The 13,051-nt window shown below is 37.6% G+C and carries 6 protein-coding genes and 1 pseudogene; all 7 read right to left on the bottom strand.

Annotation, left to right across the window (positions count from 1 at the left end; translation table 11 throughout):
* On the bottom strand, positions 1-1,005 hold the full coding sequence (locus tag E7747_RS08875; RefSeq protein WP_136415512.1) for a virulence RhuM family protein: 1,005 nt from the start codon (positions 1,003-1,005) through the stop codon (positions 1-3).
* Between the two features lie 18 nt (positions 1,006-1,023).
* Positions 1,024-1,173: pseudogene (locus E7747_RS08870) on the bottom strand (cell filamentation protein Fic); the annotation flags it as partial.
* Between the two features lie 47 nt (positions 1,174-1,220).
* Positions 1,221-3,389 carry a DUF1998 domain-containing protein gene (gene drmB / locus E7747_RS08865; RefSeq protein ID WP_136415510.1) on the bottom strand — a complete coding sequence of 723 codons (2,169 nt, stop codon included), beginning with the start codon at positions 3,387-3,389 and terminating at the stop codon, positions 1,221-1,223.
* Between the two features lie 3 nt (positions 3,390-3,392).
* Positions 3,393-7,502, bottom strand: coding sequence for a helicase-related protein (locus E7747_RS08860; RefSeq protein WP_228449116.1), 4,110 nt, complete (start codon positions 7,500-7,502; stop codon positions 3,393-3,395).
* A 101-nt stretch (positions 7,503-7,603) separates the two neighbouring features.
* Entirely contained in the window at positions 7,604-9,916 is a 2,313-nt protein-coding gene (locus tag E7747_RS08855; protein ID WP_136415508.1) for a hypothetical protein, read from the bottom strand.
* Positions 9,913-11,643, bottom strand: coding sequence for a nuclease-related domain-containing DEAD/DEAH box helicase (locus E7747_RS08850; protein ID WP_136415506.1), 1,731 nt, complete (start codon positions 11,641-11,643; stop codon positions 9,913-9,915). Before E7747_RS08850 ends, E7747_RS08855 begins: the two co-directional genes overlap by 4 nt.
* A gap of 14 nt (positions 11,644-11,657) precedes the next feature.
* Positions 11,658-13,046 carry a hypothetical protein gene (locus E7747_RS08845; RefSeq protein ID WP_136415504.1) on the bottom strand — a complete coding sequence of 463 codons (1,389 nt, stop codon included), beginning with the start codon at positions 13,044-13,046 and terminating at the stop codon, positions 11,658-11,660.
* Positions 13,047-13,051 lie beyond the last annotated feature (5 nt).

Raw genomic sequence — 13,051 nt, 5'->3', positions numbered from 1 at the left:
TTATTTCTTTGCACGGAGTCGCTTTTGTTCGGCTTCAAAGGCTTCGAGGAAATGAATCTCGACCGGGGAGAGCTTATACTGGGCACGCTCGCGGAATTTGTCGTATTCCTCGTTGGCTTTGAGTTTGGCAACTTCGGCTGACACGCTTCCGGCATGAGTGAGCAATTCTTTACCCGACAGCTTCAGGAAGTCATCGAGCTTCTGAATCCAATCTTTCATGTACATCGGCACATGGCTCTTGGCTTGCAGCTCGGCAAAGTCAAGATAAAGATTGACAATGCGGTTTAGCATATCGACCTCCTCTTCTGAAAGATAATTTTTCGCAATCTCTGCCTCATGCCTGGTTGGCATTGCCCCACGCCACGTTGTCAGACCCATGAAATCTTTTTCGGCATTCGCCCTGTCATAAATTACTTCGGCAGCAGTGTGGCCATGAGCGGCGAAGTGCATCTTGTTCTGAATTGTCTTGAAAAACTGTTGCGTGATGGAAGTACGAGGGTCATAGTCTATACTGAGGGCATATATTTCAAGCACCTTACGGTAAAACACCTTTTCAGAGCTGCGTATATCTCGGATTCTCGCGAGCAACTCATCAAAGTAGTTTCCTTGTCCGGCATTTTTCAGCAGGTCATCATTCAGCGCAAAACCCTTAATCATATACTCCTTCAACACCTGAGTAGCCCACTGCCGGAACTGCACGCCCCGATGTGAATTTACGCGATACCCCACACTGATAATCATATCGAGATTATAGTACGCAATATTGCGCTCAACCTTTCTATCGCCCTCGTTTTGAACTGTTGCAAAAAATGCAACAGTTCGATTTTGCTCTAATTCAGTACTTTCATAGATATTCTTAATATGTCTTGAAATGGTCGACTTGTTGCGTTGAAACAGCTCCGCCATCTGGTCGGCAGTAAGCCATACAGATTCATTGGCAAGCCGAACCTCAATCTTCGTCTCGCCACCCTGCGTCTGAAATAATATAATCTGTCCGTTATCCATATATCTTTCTTAACAATGCTGATAATAGTTGTCCGCCTTCGTATAGTTCGGCTCGTCATTGATAGCACGCACCACGTCAATAGCCGAAAACCACCAGCAGTTGTTCTCGTCATCCCAGACCGCCCTCACCTCACGGTCATTGAAAAACCGTATCGACTTCTTGCTCATAAATATGGTTCTTTATCCCATTATAGTATCAGATAGAGATGTTTGATTTATCTTAAACAAAGGTCTTTGAAAAATCCAAATTCATCATCAACGAGAATGCGTCGATCAAGCCCCAGATTGCGTTGTTCACAAGAAGTTTCTGATACCATGGCACATGAGAAACAAGCTGCATAGTTTAGCGGATCACTGTCATTCTCCCAACATATAGGGTCTGAAGAACAATCGATTGCTCTATTTAATGCGGTCTTGATTATATTCTCTATGAGATCTGGTTGTCCTTGCCATACGAGTCCACCCATACTGCCTTCCGAGCCATCCGCTGTGTATATAAGAACGCCGCACATCCTTTCGGAGAAGTAAAGGCGCTCCTTAAGACTCGCAGTAGGATATCCACAAGAGAATTCGAGTTCTTTCATGATTATATGGGAGAGCGTATGCAAAAGATAAAATTTTTCGACTCCACCTTTTTGCATCATAGCTGCCACATTTTCATAAATATTCTCCATGTGGCGATTCTGCGGATATCGTTTTTGGAATACGGCAGAGTTTCTTTCAACCCATTGAGATATTAGGTCTTCGTTAAGACTAAAAAACAGCCCCTCTCCGAATGTCTGATTGGCAGGCATAACAAGAACCTCCTCATTCGGTTCTTTGAAGATTTTCATACTACTAGGATATCGAGTCACTCCATCGACCACTTCCGGTTGGGGCATTTGTACTCTTGAAAAGTTTATTTGAGTAGCACTAACTCCAAGGGTCTCTACCTGTTGAATTTTGGAGAAGTATGGCTTTAGGGATTCCGGTAAATCAATATCCTTGAACTCCAGCTTATCGGAAGATTCTTTGGATTTGCTGTTGTTCTGAAATACAGAGAATTCTGAAAAACGATATTCCTCTCTTGAATCTGAAGATGATGGCTCGGCATCAGCCGATAAGAAAGCAGCTACGATGCGATTCATATCTTGCGCTGTCACATCATATCCACTATCGGATGCTTTATCTATCAAATCCTCAGTAGTTATTGAGTTTATATAGTCATTCCGCGTTTTATCAGGATTACGCTGGCTGTATCTAGTGTACCACCTGGTTGTAAGCAGATTAAGAAATCTTTGCTCCGAATCACTGAGACTGGTAGCAGAGTCTAAATAACAACTTGGTAGATAAAGGCTACTGAAATTCTCAGCATAGTAGACGCTATTACTGGTTACAAGTGCCCACTTCATATTAACAGTCTGACCACGATGGGTGCATTTCACATTATCCCTAGCTCCGATTCCTTCCCAAGGACGATGCCCAGGACACGAAGGCTGAAGGTTCATAATACCTTCGAGGCTTGTAGACTGTCCGCAACAGCCACATTTTAGCATACCAAAGCTTTCTGAATGAGCTCTATTCTCATGCCATTGTAATTGATGCTTACCGTTAGTTGATTCAGGGCATGGGTATTCATCTGTGTCAAAGCCGAAAAGATCAAAGCCTTCTTTGTGAACTATGTCTTTGCCTAGCTTTTTCACAGCGCAAAAGTATTTATCCCAAGGGATATCTGACATATGGCCGTTCCTGCAAATTAGCACCATGGATACTTGTTCCAGCAAATTATAGACCTGATTCTTTCCCTCAGGCAATCTTGATTTATGTAATTTAGTGGTAGGCGATTTAGGATCTCTTGGAGGGGCAAAGTACTCTGGTAAACCATCATTGCATCTTCGCTCTTTCCACATTTTAAACCAATCGTCAACAGTCATTAGGTCATGACTTGGTCGCTTTGAAAAGAACCAACGAGGGAATGTAATAGCCGGTACAGTAAACATCCCTTCTTTTAGCCCTGTTCCTTGTGGATTCCTTTCTATATAACGTTGATTTAAAGGATGAGCTGTTACATTGCATTTATTCCAGCCATCAAGTTCTATATGTGGTATGCCAACTAAACATCGAAGTTTAGTCAAGGATTCAGAATTTCGTAGGAATATAATAAACCTTGGATCATCTATAAATTCCACTCCCAGATTATCAGCAAGGGTTTGATCAATTGTAGTCTCAGGATTATTTTTTAATTTGTCTGATACGACTCTAATAAATTCCCAGTATGAAGATGACATCGGCATTACAAATCCACCTGACTTGGTGGGTAAAATAGCACCAACACCAGCGTTTGAAGAAAGTAATTTATACTTCCCTATTCCTTGATTATATTGAGTTAATGTTCGTATCTCCATATTTTAATCTCTTTGGTATAAAACACGTACATTGAGTACTGCTTCAGGTTCAATCATTCTTAAGGACGAAGAAACAGTCCAATTACTTACATTTTTAGTTTCCTCATAATCATTGGGAGATGTAAATAATGAGGTCCTGTCATTCCGCATAACTCCTTTGTTTTCATACACAAGATTTGACGGATGATCGGTTGCCATAATGCACCATTGATCCAATGCGGAAGATATAAGTTGTTCAATATCTTTTAACTGAATCGTAGTAAGCAATTGTTTTTCAAGCTTATTTGGAAGGCGTTGACTTCTCTCATATCGTTCTATAAAATATGTTGACACGATATCCATTGCCTTATCTTTAAGCTTGTTCTTATTAATCTGAGAAGCATCATTATTATTCGCTAATTCGGGCATCAAATGTCGAATAATTGAAGCCATATACAAAGGGAGATATTTCTCCACAGATTTCTTCGAGAACGGGGTAATCGAAATTGGCTCTACATAATAGTAGAGCTTCTCATGGAATTCCCTGAAACGTTCAAAATGAGAAACGTCTCTTGAACGGAAAGGATTATGTAGGGTCAAAACTAATCCCTTTACGCTTCGGGCAACACGAGAACTTGCTTGGATATATTCTGCAATATTACGAGGCATCGAATTCATGATTATAGTGTTGAACCTGCTCACATCAAGTCCAACTGAAATCATGTTTGTCGCTAAAATATAATCCGGAGGAACAGCCGCTTTATTCCAATTGCCATCCTCATCCTTAAATGGAAGACGATGAGCCATTTCCCAACGCTGTCCTACTTCAGCAAATTTTCCGTTTATTTCTTCTCCAGACAGTCGACTAGTAAGCTCTGCTTTACCTAAATTGTCTCCCGAATAGAAACAATCAATAAGATTGCCATATCTAAGAACTCGTTTAAACAAACGTTTTGTGTATTTAGCGTATTCCGTATAGAATAAAGCATCAGTTTTACCTACTTCGCGAAGGCTATTGAAGTAAGATAATACTGAATAATAATTGTCTGCTGCTTTATCAAAGTCCACTTCATTCCCATATTCCAGTTCAAATATTGCCCGGTGGACGAATATAATGGCAGCTAAACGCATCTGCGTTGTCATCTGCGTTCTTCCCGTAGGCATAATGCCAATATATTTTCTCTTGGAACAATATTGTTCTTTATTATCAACTTTCTCTCTCTTATAAAAAGAGAAAAACGAATCATCGTGCGTTAATCCATTTTTTGGGAAAATATTTACACTACGATCGTAGAGAGCACGAATCTGTAATTCCGTATTTCTTGTGGTAGCGGTAGATGATATTATTTTGGGACGTAAGGTTATTTTATTCCCGTTTTCGAGAGTTTCTTCTCTGCTGCATAGTTGGTCTATAGCTCCTTCGAAGAAACTAACGGCACTTCCTAGAGGCCCCAACAGCAAATGCAGTTCATCTTGAATAATCAAATCTGGAGTCAAGAAACCTGCCGCAGTTCCAAAAATTCTGCGGGAATCCTTTGTCTTTTCTCTATTTGAAGTGGAGACTCTGCGTGCAATAGCAGCAAATTTATCAACGGTTCCAAATAATAGTGACGGGGGATTTTCGTAGATTGATTCATCACAGAGTTCTACTGGCACCGCTTTTCTACCGAATGTACAATTCCTATTCTCGCAAAAGAATTGCTGTACACCGGGATCATATTTTAAACGTTTTCCACACCAAGGACATAAATCCATTGGGATTTTGGTATTGTTTGTAGTTCCCCTTCCTGACCATTTGATTGCTTCTTCTCTTAGATCTCTCTTTGTATTTGGAAGGGAAGCATCTCCTACATAAAGGCCTATTGAGATAGCATTACCTCCATAATAATTGGGTTCCCAACGTCGGATTTGCTCTAAGGCCATTATAAGCCTTAAGGCTCGTTGAAATTGTTGTGTGGTAAGAAGACGAAGTGTGTAACGCATTATCGCAGATACTCCTCCACCTTTATCCCCATGAGAGATTCTTCTGTTTAATATGCACAAGGCAATCAGTCCAAGATATGCTTCCGTTTTACCACCACCAGTTGGAAACCAGACTAAATCTACTAGTTCATTCCTTTTATTCCACTGAGGATCTTTCGGATTATTGAAAATGCCATCTAGGTTAAGCAAAATGAAAGCCAACTGAAATGGTCGCCAAGCAGCGTGTTCACCTTCTTTAAATATTTCATCACTTGATGATTTGTAGAAATCAGCATTAAGTTTTCGGCGGCCGAGCTCTCTTACTATTTCTTGATTTTTGGTCATGTTATGCCATAATTGCATATACATGGCTGAATTCATTACTCTAAAAGCCTTAAGCGCAGTTGGATTTGATGACAAAATATCATTAATATTAGAGAACATTCGCATATAATCCGATTCGCACTCATCCAAGTTGGCATTCCCAAATTCGAGATCTCCAGCATCCAATCGTTCTCTCATTTCTTGAATCCACAAACCATAAGAGTTGACGAATTTTTTCAGTTCGTTTATGACTTCATTGTCAGAAACCTCTGAAAACGATGATAATCGCTTAAACTGAAGCACATTGGTGTCTTCTAAAAATGGGGCAGGAACCATTACACCGTCTGTCGCAACATACTCAGAAAACTTTTTTCTAGGCACTGGTTCAACATCAGGTGTTTCAAAAGACGGTATAAATTCAATGAAAACTTCATTTACTTTGCCTTTTGAATCTTTATTCCAATCAACTGAACACATGTGGCCTACACCATAGTCCTCTATTTCTCGATATAGGTAGTTGAGTTTATCTTCTGCTTTTGAGATGTCTTCATAATTTTCATTCTTTCGATATGGCAAAAGATAATCGCTGATTACAGACCCTTTTATGCCAAAGAAACAGAAAAGGTTAACCTGCTCATTTACTATCGAGAAATAATTATGTTTGTCTTCTTGGAAGGGCGTTGAATCATTCTGAATCAGTAGTTTCAAATAAACTATATCGTCATTATCACTTCGGCTATCTTTAGTTATTTGTAACCAAGCGGATAATGATATATATCTATCAGATGAATTGCTGCCCTCTACATTGCGGTTAGAGACAGTATCTAAAATGATATTTTTTAGAGCCGGATAATCTTCCGGTTTAAAGATTGTCTTATGACCTTGCAGCTTGTCTAACGGAATACTAGATAAGTCAATCTCCTTTGTAAAAGATATAGATCTCCAGAATCCGAAACTCTTTTTGTCATACATGGAGAGCAAGTCGTCAAAATATGAGATGATTGTCTCGTAATTCTCAATTTCAAGTATGCATTCTCGATATTTATTAATAATTTCGTCAGAAAGGTACTGCCCGTCTTTAACTTGACGTAATTGGTTGAATAGATATTCGCGATACGAAAGCAAAAATCTATATGGAGCTTTAACCTTCTCTACAATGTCAAGTCTATTAGCGATTCGTAATGCTAACTCTTGATTTAAATCTCTTAAAAGCTGTTTGACATTAGATATATTCTTAGAATTAATATCTTTGATCGAGAGGGATTTCCCATCAAATAAAAAGTATTGATGAACAGTCTGAGTCGAGTCCCAGAAATCATTAAAGAGCTTGTCATTGTCTGTAAGATTGACCCTAATGTTACGGCGGTCTATCCCAGTAATTTTTTTATAATATCTACCCGAGATAGAAATCCGAAGGTTCCCATTTATCAAAGCTTCTTTGGCCAAGCAACATGACATACCAATAGCATGAGGGAATCTTCGGCTTAAAGAATAAATATCTTCATCGTCAATTTCTTCTTGTCTGTAGAGTTCGAAGTTAGTCTCTTGTTGCGGTGCCTCTACTGGAGCCATCTCGCTTGTAGCAACCTCATCTGTGTCAAATGATTCATCAGATTTAGCTCTATCCTCGCCTGAATCTTGGCAATCTTCTACAGGAATTTGTTTAGGGAAAAGAATCGCAGTGCTATAGATTGAACCGGGAGTGGTATTTACCACTTCCTCTTGACATACAGTATCCTCAGCGTCCGTATGATATGAAAACTTCCCTCGGCATCCATTGGGACCCATCATTTGTTCCCTAATAAAAGCCTCTAAAGAGTCTCTTTTGATATCTATAATGTTTGACATTCTTAATTTCCTGATATTGCTTGGTTTAATATTTACAAATTTACTACATCTTGGGCAATTCTGCAAATATGAGATGCCTTAAAGATATTCCGAATGGCAACCTAAATACACATCGCGATTGTTTTGAGGTCTATCTTTTCTTTAATTAGCTCTACTAGTGTTTCCAAATCCTTGATATTGTGAATTTGGAGAGATTCATTGATTGGGCTTTCTTCAAATTCCTCAAACACTTCATCCGAAATTTCACTAAAAAGATAATCCATCATAAAATGGTCTATCATCTGATTCTTTGCTTTCGAGTTTGCCTTTGTAGCACGCTTTATAGCTCTCATTGCGTCAAGATACTTCATAGAAAGGTCCAGGTATTCAATTAGACGTTTCTGTGTCTTTCGCACTAATGGTAGAAGCATTTTACTTTCAGGTGAATACCAAGCACGGAAAGCATATAAACTTATTCTCTCCCGGTCATTTAATGGTTCCATAAGTTCATTATAAACTGCTTCAGCACCCATTGACTCTACTTTTTTTCTTAAAAGAATGTTCCAAATTGTATTGTCTGATTGTTCATCAACTTTTGATAAACGTCCTCTACTCAAGTAGTAGGCACGCAATACCTGAACTATCTCGTTTGCTCTTTGGTTTTTATGTTCCATGAATTCTTCAATTACTTCATCCAAAGCGGAAAGTTTCTGTAATTTAACGTCCTTAAGATTCTCCAGATGCTCTTTTAACTCTGAGAACTTCTCAATCGCAATAACAGAGTCTTTCTCATATATTATGAGCTCTGTATCAAGAACAGATATTTTTTCTCCATCAGAAAAAGTGATAAAATTGGTTTGTGTACTGTTGCTCCTAGTCTGTGTTTCATCAGGTTCCGCATCATAATTCTCCTTAATGCTCACAGGATGCTGCGGTTGGGGAAGGGTAAAAGCATATTGTTTTCTAAACAGACTGTCTGTATATTGACACAGTAATTTATTATATTCATATAAATCCCACTCATGTATACTGTTAAAAGAGAATCCATGAGCAATATCTAATATCCTTTGTCCTTCATTCAAGATGTATGGATCAAAAGAATTAGGATACTTGTGATAGATGCTATTTGTAAAGTGCCCTCTATAAGTGAGATTTACAATACACTTTTCTTTTATAGCGGTTTTACCATTCTTTGGCTTTAACTCGGATACGCAATAAAATTTTAATTTTCTACCAATGCCAAAAACGACTTTCAATCCCTCTTTTTCTTGCTTGGTAACATCATGAGGTAATATAAAAGCGACCCTTGTATCATCTCCAATGAATTTCAAAATGTCAGGAATTATTCTATTATTGGCTATTTCTTGCTGGTATCCTATAGATAAAGCTAACTCATCATCCATTCCATCAATAGCCGACTGAGCTCTTTTTAGATATCGATTACATAATTCTCCATTAAGGCACAGTGATAGGTGATTTCGTTCAAGTATAGGATAATCACAAGTTCCAACAAATTCGCCAATCATACCATTATAGTAAAATTGGTCATCCTCAATGAATACATGTTGTTTAAAAAGAGGTATCTCAAACAAATACAAAGATTCTTCCTCTGTAAATGTAATGAAGTCATCATTATACAATGCTTCTTTTTCTGTAGCAAGACATTCAAATTTTGAGTGCCCAAATTTTATCATTCGCGCCCTAGTTTTATAAAGGCGCTGTGGTTTTGGTGAAAATTCGAAAACAAAGCAGTTTTTGACATTATTCAAACCAGCTCGTTCAATTCCACTTTTTGTTAGAGAATTACACTGCTCAGTGTTACGATATATAACAAATAGATTGGAAATTGACTCACCAAGGAGTTCGTTGTCGTAAGTAATGTCATCGATCTCTTTTTGTCCAATTTCGGTGCATATTGTCAAATTTGAATCATTGTCAAGATTGTTATATCCACCTGTAAGATTACTTAGATATTCATTTTTATTGCCACGTGATGCATTAAGCACTTGGATTGGGGTAAACAATAAATTTTTCCCGGTGTAGGAATACGTTGGTATCTCTGTTCTACATATTTGAGAAACATATTGACGATATTTTATTAGTCTATTATTAAACCGGTTATCATTGGTTGCAAGCATTATTGGAGCTTTCTTCAATGCTTTCAATTTATTTATGTTTTCATCGTTATATGAAAGCGCCAATTTCAAGACGAGATATTCTACAAAAACATACTCCGCCCAATCCGGACAATTGGGTATGTGCACAATTGGGAAATGAATATCTTCATCTTTCCTAGATAAATAAAAATCAATAATCTCATTCAAAAGCAAAAGTAGCCGTCTTGCGTTAGACTTCTGACTGTGAACCATAAGGCTGATAATGGCATCAACCAGCTCTGAGCCTTTATTTACTATGTTTTTGAAATTATCGTTCATTTCTTTAAATAAATGATTTCAACATCAAGAATGGCTCTTGACATTCCAATATATAGTTCATATTTATCGCTCACTTTATCATTGTCTAGGAGAAGAATGATATGCTTATTTTCCAGGCCTTTATATGACAATATGGTTGTTAATGATATATTCTCACTTTGCAATGGTAGGTTTCTCGGTGTCAGTTCTTTTATCCACTCAATGTCAGCTAACCTATCATAGAACGAATCAATCCCGTATCGTAAAGTTGACGAAGATAACAACACATAGTCATCAATGGATTTATTAGATTTGGCTCTTGAGTAAATATTTTTAAGAAGACGAATTCCCTCACGGTAGGTAGCACATCTAATAACCTTAATGCACGAAGGATCTGACAATGAGAAATCATCAATGATGCTGCGAACCTCGTATGATTCAGCATGTAGGATTTTATTAGCACAATGAACCAGACATTTATTGGATGGGACTCTTTTGTTTTCGTTTAATATGTAATGTGCGCCAAAATCAGAGATTTCATTTGCAAATACTTTCAATTGACGATCATCATTTCTATAACCTTGCTCTGTGTCATAAAAGACCAGATATCGACCATTGGATAATCCTCGCGAATCAACTGATGTTAGTGTATTGATTACTTCCTTGATTCCCTTATCAAATATATCTTGTGCCTCATCTACGATGATAAAATCAAAGGGGTAGAAACCTTCTCGTTTCCGGTAGGCTTTTACAACTTCATTAATTTTAGTCCGGACACTATTGGGTGATCCTTGAAAATCCTCAAAATTTATGGTATCCTTCCCCGTAGATAGTTTTGAGATGAAAGAGATATATTGATCTACTTGACAGTTCTTTATGTTTGCGATATCTATGTCGTGTTTAATTTTAGATGCAAGGAGGTTATTCCAACATAGGTAGACTCCTTTTAAGTTTTTATATTTTCGAATGAATGCTTTTGCAATCGTAGTTTTACCCGTTCCAGGGCCTCCCTCCATAATAATTCTTTTGTTTTGTTGAATGGCGCGGAAAACCTCAAGGTTTTGAACCTCAAGCCAATTAACTATAGTAGCATAGTTCTCTTCAGAATAATTCCAGGATGTTGGTCTGTTTTGAGAAAAGGGAAATACTGCAATAGACAATTCTTTGTCAGACATAAAAATGTCTCCCCAGTTCTTCATTTGCCGTTCCTTGTATATAACATCTAATGCAAATTCTGCGAAAGAGCATTTTGAGGATAGTTGTTCTGCCTCAGTCCAAAGTTTATATTTTAAATCAAGAATGGATGCACTATTTGTTGACGGCATGTTGGTATGTGGGAATGCACAGGCTGTAGCCACGAATACACCACTCGGGAGAATGTTATTGTTTATAATAGCGAACTTGTAATCATCTGCTTGGGTAAATGGGGACCTGTTCATATAATGCTCCCCATCCATGATAAAGTAAAATTTGCCATCTTCTATGCCGACCTGACCTCCCTTGACCTCTACTATTAGTATACCATATGCACAAGCCAACAAAAAATCTATCTGGATTTCTGATTGTGAGTTAATGGATAAGGGCAATCTCAAGTCGTGCCAAAAGTGCCATAACAAATTACTTTTTTGGCAATCATTGTATATTCTCCGATACATATCAATTTCACCATGCAGAGGTGTCCCATCATTTTTTACTATGATAGACTCTAACATGTCTAGATCCTTATAATCGTGAGATATAATAGCCATGGCACAACTCCTTATTATTTTGAATTTTTGAGTATTTCGAATTTAAGGGAGAACAAATATAGTAGCTCATCAACATGTTCTGGAAACATCTCAAACAACTCAACAATAGTTCTTAAAGGAAGACACATTTTGACGTTATCGTAATATCCGGCTTTTACATCTTTCATGAAATCATCATAGCCTTTTTGTTTCGGCCGCCCGACAATTTTTTTAGTTGTCTCTTCCCAAAAAGATTGATTACGATATACAAACTCCCAAAATGACATTTTTTTGTAAAATGCTTGCTGATTACACCATCTCGCAATTTGTACATACAAGTTGGGTATTGGAGAACTATGATAATCCTCATGTCTCATGACATATCCAACACATCCGAATTTCATGAGAATTTCGATACGTTTGAAGATTAAGCAAATATCCTCATAAAAACGGTTTATATTGTCTGGTGCCATGCGATACCCACAGAACAAATAGAATTTAGTGCCTTTCTTGGGATTATATTTCCTCCATATTTTCAATGCTTTAATTATTTTCTCTCTGTCATGCCAGTTATCAAAGGCAAATATAAAATCTCCATGATATTTACACTGAGAAAGCATTTTGGCAATTTCCTCCCCGTCAGGACTTTCCGCAATAATCCTTTCATCTAATCCCTGCCTAAACTGGAAAGGACGACCTAGTTTCATCAATTCCTCTAATTGAGGTTTCCATATTTCCTTAGGTGCTGCAAGAAAATTATCATCCCATAAATAGATGTACGGTCTAATCAATTTACCACGATTATCCTTTTCGTTACTGACAAACCATTCTAATTTCGAGTATGCGGTAACCTCATTTTCAAGTTTATTCACACAAAAAGGGCAATGACGGATACAGCCCCTAGTGAGAAAGCCAATAGAGTAATGTTTATAGTCGTTATAATAATTTGGATTTCGCCCTTCTTTAATCTTTTGTTCAATATAATCATCATATAGATTATAATCCGGCATTTGACGACTTAAATCTATACCAAATGGTCTTTCTTCAATACCATATTTATTGGGTAGTGTTCTTAAAAATGAATCCCTTTCTATTTGATACATATCACGTTCGCGAAATTGCTTGAACTCGGGTATCTTTGTTTTGGTTGCATACATACCTGTGCCACCAATCCGAAACTTTCTTTTCTGGTATTTGGTGGCAGTAGTATAAAATTGAGGATCTGGAGAGAATGAGAAAACTTTAGATATATAGATTAATTTATATTTTGAAATATCTATCGTGTTCGTAGTAATCAATTCGACAATAAGATTATTATCTTTGAGGAAACCGGATAGTTTCATTAGCAATAAATTCGGATGTCGGGTGCCTCCGTTTAATAAATCTGCATCAACTAATCCAATTATAGTGTTTTTTTTAGCCACGGCAA

The organism is Duncaniella dubosii (assembly GCF_004803915.1).
Classification (GTDB): Bacteria; Bacteroidota; Bacteroidia; order Bacteroidales; family Muribaculaceae; genus Duncaniella; species Duncaniella dubosii.
Note: the sequence above shows the minus strand (reverse complement) of the source record. Positions and strands in the feature narration are given on the sequence as shown.